This window comes from Candidatus Brocadiaceae bacterium (assembly GCA_012728835.1).
GTDB lineage: Bacteria > Planctomycetota > Brocadiia > SM23-32 > SM23-32 > JAAYEJ01.
The window spans coordinates 1-17414 of sequence record JAAYEJ010000042.1; the positions used below are offsets into that span (position 1 = coordinate 1).

At 69.6% G+C, this 17414-nt stretch carries 13 protein-coding genes; 7 read left to right on the plus strand and 6 right to left on the minus strand.

Annotated features, from left to right (window positions below; translation table 11 throughout):
• The first annotated feature begins 94 nt into the window (after nucleotides 1-94).
• From priA to GXY85_05965, 3 genes are all read left to right on the plus strand, one after another.
• Nucleotides 95-2350: a primosomal protein N' gene (priA, locus tag GXY85_05955; protein ID NLW50372.1), complete on the plus strand. Its 2256-nt coding sequence runs from the start codon at nucleotides 95-97 to the stop codon at nucleotides 2348-2350.
• 269 nt (nucleotides 2351-2619) lie between these two features.
• The gene (locus GXY85_05960) at nucleotides 2620-3558 is read left to right on the plus strand and encodes a hypothetical protein (protein ID NLW50373.1); all 939 of its coding nucleotides are present in this window, start codon (nucleotides 2620-2622) and stop codon (nucleotides 3556-3558) included.
• Nucleotides 3551-4477 carry a citrate lyase acyl carrier protein gene (locus GXY85_05965; protein NLW50374.1) on the plus strand — a complete coding sequence of 309 codons (927 nt, stop codon included), beginning with the start codon at nucleotides 3551-3553 and terminating at the stop codon, nucleotides 4475-4477. Before GXY85_05960 ends, GXY85_05965 begins: the two co-directional genes overlap by 8 nt.
• 109 nt (nucleotides 4478-4586) lie before the next feature.
• Here GXY85_05965 and GXY85_05970 read toward each other — a convergent pair whose 3' ends face one another.
• The 6 genes from GXY85_05970 to GXY85_05995 all read right to left on the minus strand — a co-directional run bounded on the left by GXY85_05970 (nucleotide 4587) and on the right by GXY85_05995 (nucleotide 11640).
• Nucleotides 4587-5762 carry a glycosyltransferase family 4 protein gene (locus tag GXY85_05970; GenBank protein ID NLW50375.1) on the minus strand — a complete coding sequence of 392 codons (1176 nt, stop codon included), beginning with the start codon at nucleotides 5760-5762 and terminating at the stop codon, nucleotides 4587-4589.
• Nucleotides 5749-7671 (minus strand): oligosaccharide flippase family protein, encoded by a 1923-nt coding sequence (locus GXY85_05975; protein NLW50376.1) that lies wholly within the window; start codon nucleotides 7669-7671, stop codon nucleotides 5749-5751. Before GXY85_05975 ends, GXY85_05970 begins: the two co-directional genes overlap by 14 nt.
• Nucleotides 7672-7760: 89 nt before the next feature.
• On the minus strand, nucleotides 7761-8609 hold the full coding sequence (gene lgt / locus GXY85_05980) for a prolipoprotein diacylglyceryl transferase (protein ID NLW50377.1): 849 nt from the start codon (nucleotides 8607-8609) through the stop codon (nucleotides 7761-7763).
• 9 nt (nucleotides 8610-8618) lie between these two features.
• Entirely contained in the window at nucleotides 8619-9497 is an 879-nt protein-coding gene (locus GXY85_05985; GenBank protein NLW50378.1) for a pantoate--beta-alanine ligase, read from the minus strand.
• A gap of 123 nt (nucleotides 9498-9620) precedes the next feature.
• Nucleotides 9621-10004, minus strand: coding sequence for an ankyrin repeat domain-containing protein (locus GXY85_05990; protein ID NLW50379.1), 384 nt, complete (start codon nucleotides 10002-10004; stop codon nucleotides 9621-9623).
• Entirely contained in the window at nucleotides 9907-11640 is a 1734-nt protein-coding gene (locus GXY85_05995) for a sigma-70 family RNA polymerase sigma factor (protein ID NLW50380.1), read from the minus strand. The genes GXY85_05990 and GXY85_05995 overlap by 98 nt, the downstream gene beginning before the upstream one ends.
• A 204-nt stretch (nucleotides 11641-11844) precedes the next feature.
• Between GXY85_05995 and uvrA the strand changes: the two genes are divergently transcribed.
• From uvrA to GXY85_06015, 4 genes are all read left to right on the plus strand, one after another.
• Complete coding sequence (uvrA, locus tag GXY85_06000) at nucleotides 11845-14640, plus strand: excinuclease ABC subunit UvrA (GenBank protein NLW50381.1); 2796 nt, start codon at nucleotides 11845-11847, stop codon at nucleotides 14638-14640.
• 89 nt (nucleotides 14641-14729) lie between these two features.
• Nucleotides 14730-15554: a nucleotidyltransferase family protein gene (locus tag GXY85_06005; GenBank protein NLW50382.1), complete on the plus strand. Its 825-nt coding sequence runs from the start codon at nucleotides 14730-14732 to the stop codon at nucleotides 15552-15554.
• Nucleotides 15555-15578: 24 nt separating this feature from the next.
• Nucleotides 15579-16409, plus strand: coding sequence for a PHP domain-containing protein (locus GXY85_06010; protein NLW50383.1), 831 nt, complete (start codon nucleotides 15579-15581; stop codon nucleotides 16407-16409).
• Between the two features lie 65 nt (nucleotides 16410-16474).
• Nucleotides 16475-17368, plus strand: a complete 894-nt coding sequence (locus GXY85_06015; protein NLW50384.1) for a hypothetical protein — start codon at nucleotides 16475-16477, stop codon at nucleotides 17366-17368.
• The last annotated feature ends 46 nt before the right edge of the window (nucleotides 17369-17414 follow it).

The following is a 17414-nucleotide window of genomic DNA, read 5'->3' on the forward strand; positions in this document are numbered from 1 at the left end:
ACAGCTAAGGCTTTGCGCCGTTGACACGGACGTGGGGGCAGGCAGAGAATGCGGGCGCGCCGCTCGGGCCGGGCGGCCACGGAGGAACCGACGCATGCCCGAAAGCACGCGGCCTGCCGAACGCATCGCGGAGGTGGCACTGAACGTGCCGCTGCGAAGGACGTTCGACTACCTGATCCCCGATGCCCTGCGCGGCCGTGTGCAGCCGGGCGTACGGGTGGAGGTGCCGTTCGGGAACCGGCGCCGTGAGCTGGCCTTCTGCGTGGCCCTAAAGGAGTCGGCCGAGGTGCCGGAGTCGGACCTCAAGGCGGTGGTGCGGCTGATCGATCCGGAGCCGACGGTCACGCCGGGCATGATGGGGCTGGCGCGCTGGGCGGCCCGCTACTACCACTGCTCGCTGGGCGAGGCGCTGTGTGCGGCCGTGCCGCCCGGCGTGCGGCAGGGGCGCAAGGGGCGCAAGGTGCGGATGGTTGCGCTGTGCGGCACGGCTCGGGAGGCCGAGGCCACGGCGCACGAGGTCTTCGATCGGAGCCCGGCCCAGAGCAAGCTGCTGCGGGCGCTGGCCGGGATGGGCGGTGCGGCGTCGGCGGCCGAGCTGAAGCGGGTGACGGGCACCTCTCAGGCATCCCTGAACGCACTGCGCAAGAAGGGGCTTGTGCAGTTCGAGATGCGGCACGTCGAGCCGGAGGATCCCCTGACGCACGTGCACGCCGCGCGGCAGGAGCCGCCGGACCTGACGCATGAACAGAGGAAGGCCTACGAGCTGATCACCGGCCGGATGGACCGCGGCCGCTTCGACGTGGTGCTGCTGCACGGGGTGACCTCCAGCGGCAAGACGGAGGTCTACCTGCAGTGCATCGACCACCTGGTGCGCCGGGGCAAGCAGGCGATCGTCCTGGTGCCGGAGATCAGCCTGACGCCGCAGACGATCCGGCACTTCGGCAGCCGGTTCGCGCGCATGGCCGTCCTGCACAGCCGGCTGACCGAGGCCGAACGGCGCCGTCAGTGGCAGACCATCCGCACGGGCGGGGCCGACGTGGTGATCGGCGCCCGTTCGGCCGTGTTCGCACCGGTGCCGAGCCTGGGTCTGCTGGTGGTGGACGAGGAGCACGAGACCAGCTTCAAACAGGACAACGTGCCCCGCTACCACGCGCGCGACGTGGGCATCATGCGGGCGCGGGCGGAGGGGGCGCTGGTGCTGCTCGGTTCGGCCACGCCGTCGCTGGAGACCCACCACAACTGCGTGACGGGCAAGTACACGCGCGCCGTCCTGTCCGGCCGGATCGGCGGCCACCCCCTGCCGCCGGTGGAGATCGTTGACATGCGGGGCGAATGGGCCGGTCGGGGCCGGCTGCGCGTCATCAGCCGACGGCTGGAGTACCTGATGCGGGAGACCCTGGAGCGCGGCCAGCAGGTGATCCTGTTCATGAACCGCCGCGGCTACGCGCCGTTCATCCACTGTCCCCGCTGCGGATTCGTCGTCAAGTGCCGGCGCTGCGACATCACCATGGACTACCACCGCGACATCGACGCGGTGACGTGCCACTACTGCGGGCTCCAGCAGCGCCCGCCGTCCGAGTGCCCGGAGTGCGCCCTGGAGGGAATCCGGTTCAGCGGCACGGGCACCCAGCGCATCGAGGAGACCGTGCGGGCGATGTTCCCGGGCGAGACCGTCGAGCGCATGGACAGTGACACGACGCAGGCCCGACGCGCACACGAGCAGAAGCTGGAGGCGTTCCGGACCGGACGGACGCACGTGCTGATCGGCACGCAGATGATCGCCAAGGGCCTGGATTTCCCGAACGTGACGACCGTGGGTGTGGTCAACGCCGACGTGGGGCTGCACCTGCCCGACTTCCGCTCGCGGGAGCGCACGTTCCAGTTGCTTGCGCAGGTGGCGGGCCGCACGGGCCGGGGCCCGGCGGGCGGGCGCGTGGTCGTGCAGACCTTCATGCCGGAGGATCCGAGCATCCGCGCGGCGGCCCGGCACGACTATGAGACGTTCGCCGGCGGCGAACTGCCCCACCGGCGGCAGCTCGGCTATCCGCCGTTCGGTCGCATGGTGCGCATCCTCTGCCGGGCCCGCGAGGCGGACCGCGTGGAGGCCTACGCCGCCGACCTCGGGGCCGCCCTGCGGAGGCTCTGCGCCGACCTGGGCGGCCGCTCGCACGTGCTGGGGCCGGCCGCAGCGCCGGTGGCCCGCATCCGGGGCCGGCATCGCCGCCACCTGCTCCTGAAGTGCCCGGACGCGCGATCGGTCGAGGAACTCCTCACCGAGGCGGCCGCCGTCCTCAAGGGGCCGTCGGGAGTCAAGGTGCTCGTGGACGTGGACCCCGTTTCGATGCTCTGAGCCACCCTTTGGCGGGGCAAAATAGGGTTTGACAAAACGGGGGGGGATGCATTATGATCCGTCGGCGTTTTCGGCGGGGCATGCGTCGCCGGGCCCCGTCCGCACACGGTTGGCTCTTGGAACGACTCGACAGAGAGCGAACATTCTACGTCTGCAGGGAGCATCGAGTCTCTGGGAGGAGGTGATATCGCCGCCGCACGGCCTGATGAGCATTGGGGAAGGACCGTGGAGATGGGAGGAGTTCGCATCTTCCTTTAGGGGAGAGCCAGATGAGCACAAGCGAGCAGGAAGTCCGAGGCCAGATCGCCGAGATGCGAGAGGCGCTTCGCTCGGCTCGTGTATCGGCAAAGATCGGACGAATCGTCGGCTTACTCGGCGTGCTGGTCGGCCTGGGGATTGTGGCACTCTACGTGTGGATGTTCTTCCAGCTCGGGAAGAATGTGGCCCAGCCGACGGAACTGCGCGCGGAGCTGGACAAGCGTGTGGAGGGACTGCAACTCCAGGACAACCTCACGCGGATCATGCATGACTCGGCGCCGGCCTACCTTCAGGAAGGTCGCGCGCTGCTGGATGAGATGGACCTGACGGGCATCGCCCGTAGCGAATGGGATCTGGCATGGGCGGAGCTCGAACCGGTCGCGCGGCGCGAACTCGACCGCGTGATGCCGCAGATCCAGGAACTCCTGGCCGCGCAGAGGGACGAGACGCTGCTCGAGTTGCAGGAGATGCTCAGGAACAAGTTCGCTGACCGGCTGACCCTGATCGTCCAGAGCCAGGAGGAGCGGATCGGACGCGACCTGGACCTGAACGAGGAGACACTCGCACAGCTCGTGGTGAACCTGCAGGACGCCTGCCTGCTGGCCATGCAGAAGGTCGTCCAGACGCGTGTGGGGGACGTCCGCGGCGTGCTGGAGACGGTCGCCAAAGACGTGGCGTACCTACCGGCCCTGCCCCAGTCCGCGCGCGGCGACATCGTGAACGAGATGATGCTGGTCCTCACCGCCATCGTCCGGGAGCAGCTCCCCACGTACGACGACGTCGACCTCACCGCAGCGGCGCTCACAAGCGACTCGGAGCCGAAGACGCGCGAGGAACTCGAGGCCAACGCCGTCGAGCAGGCCGCCGAGGCAAGACGCCGCGTGGAGCAGGAAATGCGCAGACGGGCTGCTGCCGCCGCTGACGCCAACAGGGAGGCCGGCAATGAGTGACAACACGCCGCAGGAAGAGGTCCGCAGCATCCCCCAGGAGGTCGCAGACGACCTCGACGGGCTGGCCGCCGACGTGCATGCCATGAGCAGCCGCGCAGCACGCTCGTGGAAGATCACGGCCATCGTGTGGGTCATCCTCCTGACCGTGATCGCCAGCTACCTCTACATCCTTGTGTATCGGCCGCTGAAGAACCTCCTGACCCCGGAGACCATCGTGCAGATGGGCTTCACGGCCCTCGACTCGGCTCTGCAATCGCAGGGCGCACCCAGCCTGCAGAACCCGAAGCAGGTCGCGGACTGGGCCTCGCTGCAGGCCCGCGACGCCGCGCCGGTTCTGGTGCGCGATCTCGTGAGGCCACAACTCCAGCAGTTGATCGACGACCTCCCGCGGCATCGCATGCAGCTGACCGAGAGGTTCCGCACGGAAGGACCCGGGTGGATCAACGACGGCGTCCGGTACCTGAGGACCGACCTGGTGCCGAAAGGCCGCAAGGAGCTGCTGACCCTCGTCAACCAGAAGGCGGACGAGCTGCTTGCTCAGTTCGGCGGGCAGATCGAGGACGTCGTCGCACAGGTGATCGCCGAGACCGATCAACTGGTCACCGGCGCCGACCTGCGTGACCAGACTGCCCTCAAGGCGCGCATCGAAGCCGCCTTCGAGGAGGCTATGGGGCCGGTGCTCGACGAGGTCCTGACCGGACTCGACGAGAAGGTGTTCGCCGTCGGCGAGTTGATCGAGGAACTCGTCCAGAAGTACAGAGACGGGAACCTGACACACCAGGAGACTCTGGAGGTCCGGCTCATCCAGTTGACCCTCGCGCTGTTCGAGGGCGCACTGGACGAGATACCCACCGAGTCCAGCGAACTGCTGCAACTCAGGGAAGCCCTCCAGGACGCGGGTGTGCCGATGCTTGAGTGAGGATTCGTCCTCACACAACATGCCGGCCAGAGCACCACAGGCGTTGAAGTGGCAGGGCCGATCCGGCGGGGCAGTCCCCCGGATCGGCCCTTCTCTTTGGCCGCCCCCCTCAGCCCGCCGCACGGCGGCCCAACAGCCGGTCATACACGGCCGTCAACCTCTCCACCGCCTCGCGCACCGTCGGCTCCTGCCGCGCGCGCGCCTGTGCCTGCCGCCCGATCCGGTCCAGATCATCCCGTTCCCGCGCCGCCCGCAACAGCAGACGCGCCCACGCCTCCCCGTTGCCCGGCGGCAGCAGGAACCCGTCGACGCCGTGCCGGACGAACTCCTCCATCCCGCAGCACAGGCTGACAGCCGTCGCACGTGCGGCGGCCCGGGCCTCGAGCAGCACGTACGGCCCCCCCTCGAACCAGGACGGCATCGCCACCAGGTCGCTGGCTGCGTAGTAGAGACCCGGCCCGGCAGTCCATCCCTCGAGCGCGACGACCCCCTCCAGCCCCGCCGACCGGATGCGGGCCTGGAGCTGCGGCCGGGTCGGGCCGTCGCCGACCATCAGCACCCGCAGGGCGGCGCCCTGCCGCCTCGCCAGGGCCGTCGCCTCGATCAGCACCTCCTGGCCCTTCTGACGGCAGAACCTGCCCATCTGCAGCACGATGGTCTCGTCGCCTGCGAGGCCCAGTTCCCGGCGGGCGGCCCGCCGGTCCGGCAGGCCGGTCGCCTCCGCATCCTGCCCGTTCGGGATCACCGTCAGCTTCTGCGCAGGCAGCAGACGCCGGCGCAGCACCAGATTCTCCTGGTAGCGGCTCAGGAGCACCATGTGGTCGGTCCAGCGGGCGGCCCGCCGCTCCAGGAACAGGTAGAGCCGCTCGGAGACAGGCGCCACCCCGCGGTCGAACGGCGGCACGTGCGGCGTGTGCACCGTCGCGGCGCCCGTCAGCCGCCCCGCCAGGCGGCCCAGGAAGCCCGCCTTGGCCGAATGGGTGTGGACGATGGCGTACCGTTCGCGCCTGCACAGGGCCAGCAGCGCGCGGAACGCACGCACGTCGCTCACCGGCGCGATCCGCTTACGCATCGGCACCTCGTGCACCGGCCGGCCGGCGTTCCGCCATGGCCGCAGGCAATCGGATGCGCCGGAGATCGGCCCGGGCGGCGCCGCCACGTGCACCTCATAGCGGTCCGCAGGCAAGCCGCCCACAAGATCGCGGAGATGCCGCTCGACTCCGCCCGCCAGGGCCTCGGTCAGAAGCAGGACCCGGGGCCGGCCGTGGACCTCAGGCGACGGCATCCGGTGCTCCTTCCTCCGCCGCCCGGCGGCGCCAACCCCGGTCTCTGACCCACTCGATCAGGTAGCCCAGCTCGGGGAACCCCAGGACCTTCAGCAGCACGCCCATCACGAAGAGCCCCGCCCCCGTCGACACCCCGCAGTGCAGCAGCAGGGCCGCCGCGTAATGGAGCGTGCGCGGCGGCGTGCGCTCCACCATGCCGGTGCCCAGCGACACCACCTGCGCCCTGTACTGCTCATACGGCAGCCACCGCTGCATCCCCTGCAGCGTGCCCCACACGGCAGCGCCGACCAGTGCGCTCAGAACCGCCAGCCGCAGGGCGAAGACAACGCCTTCCCGCAGGGGCAGCACCGGCGCATGGCGTCGCAGAAGCAGGAGCAGTGCGGCGTTCTTGACCGCCCGGCTGATCGGGTAACTGAGGGCCACCCAGACGAACACCTGCAGGGGCTCCTCCATCCCCAGCACGTAGATCGGCACGACCATCAAGCCGACCTGCACGAATGCCCCCGCGATGCCCAGCAGCGTCGGCGCCCACATCCGCTGCAGGCTGAAGAACCCCTGCATGATCACGCGCTCGGCCGCGTAGACCACCAGCCCCAGCGAGAGCAGCCGCAGTGCCAGCGCGGTGTACCGCAGGTGCTCGGCGGCCCGGTCGCCGCGGTCGAACACCAACCGGCACACCGGATCGGCCAGCACGAACGTCATCACCGTCAGCGGCACGAACGCCAGGGCCAGCATACGCAGCGACCGGGTCAACACGTCGCCCAGCGTGGCCCGGTCCTTCCGCCCGGCCAGGTCGCACAGGTACGGCAGCATGGCCACCGAGAGCGCCAGGGCCACGAGTTCGGTCGGGAAGTTGACGAGCTTGCGCGCCGCCTCCATGTCCGTGAACATGCCCTCGTGCGTGAACGACTGGAAATGAACGGTCACGGCGTTCCGGTAGCAGGCGAAGAACGCCCCGACGACCAGGGGCGCGGCCAGCGCACCGAATCGCGCCATCGCCCCCGTGCGCCGGCGGCTGCGCGCCCACAGCGACAGGGAGTAGAGCAGCACGGCCGCCAGCATGATCGTCATCAGCACCAGATCCCGGTACTGCGACCCGGCCATCAGGGCGCCGGCCCCCCAGAGCGCCGCGCCCGTGCCGACCAGCAAGCCCGCCCCCCATGCCAGTTCGATCCCGACCCGCCGCGAACTCATCGCCCCGCCGGCCGGACGCAGGCGCCGCAGGCGCGCCCCCAGGCCGAACGCGCCGATCACCGCCATGGCCGCCGAACCGACGACGAACCCGGCGATCGCCGCCCGGATGCCCCACGCACCCACCCCCACGGCGAATACGGCCACCCAGAGCAGCTTCTGCGCCGCCTCGGCGGCCGCCGGCCACGCGAAGACCTTGTCGCTGTGCAGAAGGGAGCGGAAGAGCAGGAAGACCACCATCAGCACCACGCCCGGCACCAGCAGGCGCAGCATCCGCACGCCCATCTGCGCCGCCTCGGGCTCGAACCCCCGCACGAGCATGCCCGTGACCGGCCCCGCATACGCGTATACCAGGGCCGCCATCGCGCCGCACCCCAGAAGGACCACCCAGAGGACGCTCCGGGCGAATGCCCAGGCCGCCTCCTCCCCCCGCTGCAGCCGCTCCTGGGTGAACACGGGGATGAAGGCGGGCACGAGCACACCCATGGCCGGCCCGAAGATCAGGCCGTAAACGACCGCCTGAGTGGCGAAAAAGTAGGCGTCCGACGTGGCCCCCGAGCCGAAATGGCGCACCACCAGGGCCGTGATGATGTAGCCGCCGAACTTCCAGAACACCCAGAAGAACAGCACCACAAACATGGCGCGCACAATGCGGTAGGCGATGCTTCGAGGCGACCGTTCGGGAGCGGCGGCGGACTCGGGATGGGATGCCTGCATGGCAGCCTGCGGATCCAGTGGGGGTACGGGTCAAACATTCCCAGAAACCAGACGCCTCATTGTACCGGATGGGAAGGGCGCGGCTCCGGTCACTCGGCCGCCGGCGCCGCCGGTGCCTCGAACGGCTCCGGCAGGGGCTCGCGCGGCCGCGTGCGGCTGCGGACGAGCATGATGGCACCGAAGGCCGCCAGCGCCAGCGACATCACCTGGAAACCGGTCAGGCCGCCGAAGCTCTCCAGCGGCGCGTGATCGGCGCGGAAGAACTCGTTGACGAACCGCCCGCAGCCGTAGAGCACCGCGTAGAGCCACGCCACGTCTCCGTCGCGGCGGCGCCGCGTCAGCACGAAGCTGAGCACGGCGAAGAACGCCAACTCATACGCCACCTCATAGAGCTGGGTCGGGTGCAGGCGCGGGCACTCGGCCGGCACGGCGATCCCCTGCGCCTGGTAGGCCACGCTCTCGGGCGGGAACCGCACGCCGACCCACGACTCGGTCGGCCGGCCCGCGCAGCAGCCGTTCAGGAAGCATCCCACCCGCCCGAACGCATGCCCCAGCGGCACAAGGGACGCGCCCACGTCCAGCGTGCGCAGGAGCGGCAGCCGGCGTCGCCGGACCGTCAGCAGCAGGCCGACCGCCCCCCCGATGAGCCCGCCGTAGAACGTCAGCCCGCCCAGGTCCAGCCGGACGATGAGGATCGGGTTGTCCGCGTAGTGCTCCCAGTGGTGGATCACGAAGAAGACGCGCGCCCCGATGATGCCGCCCATCAGCGCGAAGACGGCGGCATCGAACATCGCCGTCGGGTCCAGCCCCATCCGCCGGGAACGCCCGCGCAGCAGCCACAGGCACAGGAGGAAGCCGCAAACGATCATGACGCCGTAGGAGGCCACGCGGAAGTGACCGCCCCACGGCAGCGGGATCTCCAGCAGGTAGGGATGCATGCGCGGCCCCTAAGAAGAGAGCGGATCGGCAGGCGTGTCGTCTGCCATCGGCATGTTGTCGATCAGGCGCGTGCCGCCCACCCGCACGGCCAGCACGGCGACGTCGTCCCTGGTCACGGTGCGGACGGGTTCCAGCGTGTCGGCGTTGACGATGTCGGCGTAATCCGTCCGCGCCAGCGGCTGCTCGTCCAGCACCTCGCGCATCGCCGCGCGCAGCGCGTCGGCATCCGTCTCACCCGACTCGAAGAGGCCGCGCGCGCGACGCAGCGCGTGCACCAGGCACAGGGCCTGCGTCCGCTCTTCCGCGCTCAGGTACACGTTTCGCGAACTCATCGCCAGGCCGTCCGACTCCCGCACCGTGGGGAGGATGCGGATCTCGGACGGCAGGTTCAGGTCACGGACCATGCGCCGGACGACGACGGTCTGCTGGAAGTCTTTGCGGCCGAAGTAGGCGCGGTCGGCCGGCGCGATGTTCAGGAGCTTGCAGACCACTGTGAGCACTCCGCGGAAATGCGTCGGGCGCGAGCGGCCCTCCAGAACGCCGGTCAGGCGTTCCTGCATCACGTACGTGGCGTAGCCGTCGGGGTACATGGCCCGGTCGGACGGGCAGAAGACGACGTCGGCGCCGGCCCGCGCGGCCGAGGCGCAGTCACCGTCCAGCGACCGGGGATAGCTGGCCAGGTCCTCGCCGGGCGCGAACTGCGTGGGGTTGACGAAGATGCTCACGACGGTGCGGTCGCATTCCGCGGCCGAGGCGCGGATCAGGCTCAGGTGCCCCTCGTGCAGCGCGCCCATGGTGGGCACGAGGCCGACGGACAGCCCGTCGGCATGCCAGCCGCGCACGACGCGCCGCATCTCGTCGGGGTCCGCAATCTTCTCCAGCGCCATGGGCGTCCTCGTCCCGGGGGGAAGACAGCTATTGTAGGAGACCCCGCCTCCCCCTTCAACGCCGCAGGGCGACGTGTTCTGGCAACAGAGCTCCGGCCGCGCCGCATGTGCCTGTCTCTGTCTCTACTCCACCCCGCCGTGCTCGCGCAGCAGGTCGGCAATATCATCGTGTCCGGCGCGGACGGCCAGGCCGGTGGGCGTACGGCCCTGAAGGTCGGTGGCGTTCACGTCCGCACCGGCCTTGAGCAGCGCCTCGACCACGGCGCGATGCCCGCCCTCCGCGGCCAGGTGCAGAGGCGTGCGACCGGCGTCGTCTCTGACGTGGGCGTCTGCCTTCGCCTGAAGCAACACCAGAACGACATCCGTGTGGCCACGCTCGGCGGCCAGGTGAAGCGCCGTGCCGCCGAGCTCATCCTTGACGTCTGCGGCAACTCCTTTGGCCAGGAGTTGCCGCCCCCCCCGGAAGGTTGCCCGAACCCGCGTTTTGATGGAGCGTCGGGGCGGCACTCTCGCCCTCCAGGAATGCGAATTCGTGGTTGATGCGATAGTGCATCCCGAGAACCTTGTCGGTCACCACCGTTCCTTCCGGGAACGACAAAGTGAAAACGTCCTCTGGAATTGGCTCGTTTACGGTTACCTCGGTCAGCCGAATATCGGCGCCGTTGCCATAGGTGACATGTGCGGGCATCCAGAGGCCAGTTCCAACTTGCTTTAGCTCCAGGACTTTGTATGAGTGTCCGTCGACGATATCCCCAGTAGCGAAGTCGCGGACTTCGCGCTTCACGCACGCAAATCCCCGACCGGGATCGAGCCATAGCTTCACAGGATAGCCAGGGAAGTCAGCATCCGGATTGCGACTCACCCGCCCTTCCAGCACATAACATGTTCGCCCGTCGACCGTGTCGGTGCCGGCGAGTCTCAGCCAGTCGTGCGCTATCACGGTTTCCCACGTCTCTTGGTAGCAGTAAAGAGCAAAATCCGAAACTACCTCGTTTGTGACAAACGCTCGGAAGTCAACGCCTGGGCTGATCCAACCATTAGGGTGCCCACGTTCCCGAACCTGCAGACTCGTGCTGACTGAACCGTTAAATGCCCATGCTCGCCTCTCCGGCAGGTCACCTTCTTCCTGGCGTGTCTCCAGCAGACGCTTGTCCGACGTATAAGGATTGCGCGCGGATGGTTCGGCATCCCTGCTCCAGGCCCAGGTGTAGGCCCCCGCCGGGACGCCCTGCCAGTGGATATGGACGTAGCCTTCGGGATCTCTCTCCACGGTCCGGACTTTGTCGAGATCGCTGTAGCTTACCGTGTAGGCTGCTCGAATGGAGTGCAATGAAGATCGCGCTGACAATACACCCTCTGCTACATCGTCGAATGTGCTCCGGGTCTGCCCAAGCCCGGACGCGGCGGGCTGCAGTACAACCGCCGCTCCCACCGTCAACCCGACGCCCACTATCCCGATGGCGGCCACCCTCGTGAAGCTCAGGGCAGAGAGCACGGAACCGCCCCCGGGCCCCTTGTTCGCCGCCGCTCCGCCGAGGCCCGCCAGCACGGCCGCCGCGAACGTGCTGCCCGGGGCCGTGGTGGAGAGCGTTTCGTCCACCACCGATGCCAGCCTGGCCCTGACCATGCCGCGGGCGCGCATGAGCCGGCTCTTCACGGCGGCACGCGAGATCCCCATGGTCTGCGCCACCCGGCGGACGGAGTGACGTTCGCGATAGTAGAGGATCAGGGGGACCCGGCACGTCTCGGGTATCTGGCGCACGGCGTCCCACACGAGGCGCTCGTGCTCCCTCGCCGCCGCCTCTTCGTCCGGCCCGGGGAGCCGAGACTCGACGGCGCGCGCCTGCTCGAGGGACGCCGCCCCGGCGACGGGGTCACACTGCCGGCGCCGTATGTGGTCGGTGGCCAGGTTGCGTGCGATGGTGCAGAGCCAGGCACGGAGCGCGCCGGGTTCGCGTACCGAGCCGAGCCGCTGCCAGGCCCTCAGGAAGGTCTCCTGCGCCAGGTCCTCGCTCGCGGCCAGGTCGCCGGTGCCGCTGTAGATGATCGCGCATATGAGCGACTGGTAACGCCGCACGATCCGCCCGAACGCCTCGTGATCGCCCTTCAGGGACGCCTTCAGCAGCTTCGCATCGCCCGCCATTGTCGTCTGCTCCTGCCCCGAACGCGGCGGCTCCGGCCGCCTTCATCATACAAGACGTCTGCTGCAGCGGAACGGTTAGATAAAAAAAGGGCGCTTTTGGGCTCCGACCGGTGCCGCAGCGGGGTGCCCGCCGCCGGTGGCCGTGGTATAATGAAGGGTTTGGGGAACCCTCCCTGGCCCGTTCCGAGAGAAGACCGACGCGCGATGGATGATCGTGGCTACATACGCGCCCGCGGCGTGCGGGTGCATAACCTGAAGGACATCGACGTGGACGTGCCGAAGGGGCGCTACGTCGCCGTGACGGGCGTGAGCGGCAGCGGCAAGTCCAGCCTGGCGCTGGACACGCTCTACGCCGAGGGGCAGCGGCGCTACGTGGAGTCCTTCAGCGCCTACGCCCGGCAGTTCCTCGAGCGCATGGACAAGCCGGACGTCGACAAGGTCGAGAACATCCCCCCCGCCATTGCGATCGAACAGAAGAACCCCGTCAAGAACCGCCGCTCGACCGTGGGCACCGCCACGGAGCTGAACGATTACCTGCGCCTGCTCTGGGCCCGCGTCGGCCACGTCTTCTGCCCAAAGTGCGGGCAGGAGATCCAGGCGTACCCTGTCGCACGGGTCGTGGACGAGGCGGCCTCCCTGCCCGCCGGCACGCGGTTCCTCGTCGCCTTCCCCCTGGCCCTGTCCGAGCGCATGGGCGCCGAGGAGCAGGTGGCGCGCATCCGGGAGATGGGGTTCGTGCGCCTGCGGCTCGACGGCCGGGTGGTCGACATCGCGGCCGAGTCCCCGCCGGACCTGGGCACCGAGGCCGAGGTCGTCGTGGACCGGCTGGTGGCCTCGCCCGACGCCGCCGGGCTGCGCGAGCGCCTGGCGGAGGCCGTCGAGACCTGCTACCGGTTCGGCTCCGGGCGCTGCCGCCTGCACGTGCCGGGCGGCGAGGGCCGGGAGTTCACGAACATGCTCCGCTGCGGCGACTGCGGCGTGCAGATGCCCACGCCGAGTCCGCAGCTCTTCTCGTTCAACAGCCCGCTGGGCGCGTGCAAGGCGTGCTCCGGCTACGGGGCGACGATCGCCATCAGCCGCGACCGCGTCGTGCCGGACCCGCGGCGGACGCTTCGCGACGGCGCGGTGGCCCCCTGGATGACCGACTCCACCCGCGAATGCCTGGATCAGCTCCTGGAGGGCGCCCCCCGCGCGGGCATCCCCCTGGACGTGCCCTGGCAGGACCTGGAGGAGTGGCAGCGGGAGGCGGTCTTCGCGGGCACCGACGACTTCTACGGTGTGATGGACTTCTTCGACTGGATGGAGACGAGGAAGTACAGGCTGCACGTGCGCGTTCTGCTGAGCCGATACCGGAGCTACGTGCCCTGCGCGGCGTGCGGCGGAACGCGCCTGCAGCCGGAGGCGCTGGCGGTGCGGGTGGGCGGGCTGAACATCGCCGAAGTCAGCGCCATGAGCGTCGAACGGGCCGAGGAGTTCTTCCGGAACGAAATCGTGCTGGCTCCGCACGAGGAGCAGGTGGGCGGCCTGCTGCTGACGGAGATACGCAGCCGCCTGGACTGCCTGGTGCGCATCGGCCTGGGCTACCTGACACTCGACCGCCACACCCGCACCCTGAGCGGCGGCGAGATGCAGCGCGTGAACCTGACCACCAGCCTGGGCTCGACCCTCGTCAACACACTCTACGTCCTCGATGAGCCCAGCATCGGCCTGCACGCCCGCGACGCGGACCGGCTGATCGGCATCCTGACCGAACTGCGCGACCGCGGCAACACCGTGATGGTCGTCGAGCACGACCGCCGCATCATCGAGGCCGCAGACCACGTGATCGACGTCGGCCCGGGCGCCGGAGACCGGGGCGGCGAGGTGGTCTACACCGGGCCACTGCAGGGCCTGGCGGGCTGCGAGGCGTCCGTGACCGGTGCCTACCTGCGGGAGGAGCTGTCCATCCCTGTGCCCGCCCGGCGCCGCCGGCCGGGCCGCGAGCGGCTGCGGCTGAAGGGCGCCCGCGAACACAACCTGAAGGACCTCACCGTGGAGTTCCCGCTGGGCCTTCTTCTGTGCGTCACCGGCGTCAGCGGCAGCGGCAAGAGCAGCCTCGTCCGCGACACGCTCTACGGCGCGATCAAACGGCTCAAACCCGGGGGCTACGCCGAGACCGTCGGAGAGCATGACCGCCTGGACGGCGCCGATCTGGTGGACGATGCCATCCTGGTCGACCAGAGCCCCATCGGGGCCACGCCACGATCCAACCCCGCGACCTACATCAAGGCGTTCGACCACATCCGGCAGCTCTTCGCGGCCACACGGGACGCACGCATCCGGAACCTGGGCCCGGGCGCGTTCTCCTTCAACACCCCCGGCGGCCGCTGCGAAGCCTGCGAAGGCGCCGGCAGCATCCGCGTGGACATGCAGTTCCTGGCCGACGTCTACGTGCCGTGCGACCGCTGCGAGGGGCGGCGCTTCCACAAGGACATCCTGGCGGTGGAGTACCGCGGCCGATCCATCCACGACGTGCTCCAGATGACGGCCAATCAGGCTCTGGCGTTCTTCAAGGAGCACCGGCAGCTCACGGCGCGCCTGCGCCGCCTCTGCGACACCGGGCTGGGCTACATCCGGCTCGGTCAGCCGGCCACGACGCTCTCCGGCGGCGAGGCCCAGCGACTCAAGCTGGCCGCGCACATGGCCGCAGGAACGAAGGACCGCTACCTCTTCCTGTTCGACGAACCCACCGTCGGGCTGCACCCCGACGACATCCGGAAGCTGCTCTCCTGCTTCCTGGCTCTGGTCGACGCCGGCCATTCGGTTCTGGTCGTGGAGCACAACCTGGACGTGATCAAGTACGCCGACTACGTCATCGACCTGGGCCCGGAGCCGGGCGCACAGGGGGGGGAGGTGGTCGTGGCCGGCACGCCCGAGCAGGTCGCCGCCTGCCCGAAGAGCCACACGGGCCGCTTCCTGCGCGCGGTCCTTCGCCCCGGTCCGAAGCGGACCGGCCGCTGAGCGCCGCCCCGCCCGAGTGGGATGCGACGGTTGCGCCGGGCCTCGGCTTTGCCGCATACTGCGGGTCTACATTCGCGGGAGAACACGCCGTGACCAAGAAGGCCGTCATCCTGGCGCGCGGGCTCGGCACGCGCATGCAGAAGGCGCAGGACGGAGTCGAACTGGACGTCGAGCGCGCCGCCCTGGCCCGGAAGGGCCTGAAAGTCCTCATGTCGCTGCACGGGCGGCCGATGGTCGACTACGCCGTCGACCGGCTCGTCCGGGCGGGCGTCGACCGCATCTGCCTGGTCATCGCGCCCGAGGCGGACCAGATGCGCGCGCACGCCGACCGCCTCTCCCGGCAGGCGGGCATCCGCGTCGGCTGGGCGGTCCAGGACGAGCCGCGGGGGACCGCCGACGCGGTCCTGGCCGCCGAGGCGTTCGCGGGAGACGACCCCTTCGTGGTCTGCAACGGCGACAACCTGTACCCTCCGGACACCATGGCGCGCCTGGTCGCCCTCGACGGAGACGAGTGCTGCGTGGCGGCCTTCGAGCGCGAGGCGCTCCACCGCAAGGGCAACATCGCTCCGGAACGGCTCAGGAGCATGGCCGTCGTGCAGGCCACGCCGGACGGGCGGCTTCTGCGCATCGTGGAGAAGCCCCCTGACCCGGAACGCTATGCCGTCGACGGCCAGGTCTGGGCGAACATGAACCTCTACCGATTCACGCCGGCCGTCTTCGACGCCTGCCGCAGCATCGAGCCGCACCCGGAACGCAAGGAGTACGAGCTGACCGCAGCGGTGGAACGGCTCCGCGCGGCTGCGCCCCAGGCGTTCCGCGTCCTGTTCAGCGACGGAGGCGTGCTGGACCTGACCAGCCGCGGCGACATCGCTGCGGTGGAACACGCCCTGGCGCAAGAGCGACTCAGCTTCTGAAGGCCGTTCGACACGGGCAAGGCGATGAAAGGCGACCTGCACATCCACACGAGCGTCAGCGACGGCTGCGTGTCGCCGCAGGAACTCGTTCGGGCCGCTGCGGAGAGCGGACTGAGCTTCTTCGCCGTCACCGACCACAACACGGTGGACGGTATCGCGCAGGTGGAGGCGGGCCTGTCGGACGATGCCGGGTCCTTCGTCCGAGGCGTGGAACTCAGCGCCCAGCCTCCGGAAGGCCCGGAGATCCACGTGCTCGGATACGGCGTCGATCCGGACAACGCCTCTCTGCTCGCCTTCTGCAGGGACATCATCCAGCGGAAGATCGAGCAACTGCGTGAGATCGTCTATCGGCTCCGCCGCGACGGAGTCGACGCGGCCGGCATCGCCGCACCGGATGAGGGCGCCAAGCACTACCCCGGGCGTCCGGCCGTGGCCCGGCAACTGGTCCGGGCGGGTGTTGTCGACTCGTTCAGCCAGGCGTTCTGGAAGTTCCTGGGCGAGACGGCCCCCACCTACGTCCCCATGCGGATGCTCGAGCCGCAGTCCTGTGTCGAGATCATCCACGAAGCCGGCGGCCTGGCCGTGCTCGCCCACCCCTCGATCGAGATCATCGACGGCTGGATCGCCGCCCTGAGCGATGCCGGCCTGGACGGCGTCGAGGCGTACCGCCCCAGCCTGAACGGGAACGCTCAGCTCTACGTGGAGAAGGCGGCCGAGCACTTCAGACTGCTGACGACCGGCGGTTCGGACTGGCACGGCCGCCCCAGCGAACGCCCGCTGGGCCAGTTCACCGTGACCGCCCGGCAACTGGACGACTTCTTCGCCGCCCTCGGCGACGGACGCCGACCGGGTTGACGGCCTCGCGCCCGGCGAGGTACAATAGCAGTACTGGAGGACGGGCCGAGATTGGGAGCGAGACCATGGCAAGGATGATGGTGTACGCCGGGCTGCTGCTCGCCGCGTGGGCGGCGACGGGGCGTGCCGACACGGTGGTCCTGACGAACGGAGCGCGCCTGACCGGCACGGTGACGCCCGCACGGAACGGCGTGTCGATCCAGTCCCGTAGCGGAACGTTGACCCTCCCGTCCTGGCGGATCGTGCAGGTGATCCCGGGCCCCGACGCTGCGCCCTCGGGCCGCGCACCGGAGGCCGGCACGCCGGACCAGGCCCCGGCGCCCTCGGGCCGACCGGGCCCGGCCCGTGCGCCCGTCGTAGCCGAGGCCATGGCCCGTCGCATCACGGTCGACTTCAGCGGGGCATCCGTCTACGAGGTCCTGGACTACATCCGCGCGGAGACGGGCGTGAACATGGCGCTCGCACCCGAAGTGCGCACAACGCAGGCGCCCGTGGACCTGAGCGTGCGCGACGTGCCCCTGCGGAACGTGCTGGACGTGGTCCTCGAGCCGACCGACCTCGGCTACACCGTCCGCCCGGGCGAGATCCTCTTCGTGGGCGCGCACGCGAAGCAGGAACTGGTCACGCGCATCTACCCGATCGGCGACCTGCTCGTAAGCGTCGAGGATCGCGGCGGCGATGAGGGCTCCGGGACGAGCAGCACCGGGAGCAGGTCGCGCACCGCAAGGAATCCGCAATACGCATCGTCCCGACGGGGCGCCCGTGCGACCTCCTCGGGCGGCAGCGCCAACGGCGACGACTCGGACGGCTGGACCCCGCGGACGGCGAGGGCCGAGAATCTCATCCTGCTCATCAAGAGTTCGTGCGGCCACGGAACCTGGGAAGACCCCTACTCCTCGGGCCTGATCGATGCCGCCGGCGAGACCTCGCAGGGCGGCTTCGCCGGAGCGGGCTTCTGAATCCGCCTCACCTCGCCACCGCAGGCGCCGTTGCGCGAGACGGCAG

Excerpts from the sequence above, each read along its gene's own strand:
- GXY85_05960 (NLW50373.1), top strand. The coding sequence starts at position 2,620 with ATGAGCACAAGCGAGCAGGAAGTCCGAGGCCAGATCGCCGAGATGCGA.
- GXY85_05965 (NLW50374.1), top strand. The coding sequence starts at position 3,551 with ATGAGTGACAACACGCCGCAGGAAGAGGTCCGCAGCATCCCCCAGGAG.
- GXY85_05995 (NLW50380.1), bottom strand. The coding sequence starts at position 11,640 with ATGGCGGGCGATGCGAAGCTGCTGAAGGCGTCCCTGAAGGGCGATCAC.
- lgt (NLW50377.1), bottom strand. The coding sequence starts at position 8,609 with ATGCATCCCTACCTGCTGGAGATCCCGCTGCCGTGGGGCGGTCACTTC.
- GXY85_06010 (NLW50383.1), top strand. The coding sequence starts at position 15,579 with ATGAAAGGCGACCTGCACATCCACACGAGCGTCAGCGACGGCTGCGTG.
- GXY85_06015 (NLW50384.1), top strand. The coding sequence starts at position 16,475 with ATGGCAAGGATGATGGTGTACGCCGGGCTGCTGCTCGCCGCGTGGGCG.
- priA (NLW50372.1), top strand. The coding sequence starts at position 95 with ATGCCCGAAAGCACGCGGCCTGCCGAACGCATCGCGGAGGTGGCACTG.
- GXY85_05970 (NLW50375.1), bottom strand. The coding sequence starts at position 5,762 with ATGCCGTCGCCTGAGGTCCACGGCCGGCCCCGGGTCCTGCTTCTGACC.
- GXY85_05985 (NLW50378.1), bottom strand. The coding sequence starts at position 9,497 with ATGGCGCTGGAGAAGATTGCGGACCCCGACGAGATGCGGCGCGTCGTG.
- GXY85_05975 (NLW50376.1), bottom strand. The coding sequence starts at position 7,671 with ATGCAGGCATCCCATCCCGAGTCCGCCGCCGCTCCCGAACGGTCGCCT.
- uvrA (NLW50381.1), top strand. The coding sequence starts at position 11,845 with ATGGATGATCGTGGCTACATACGCGCCCGCGGCGTGCGGGTGCATAAC.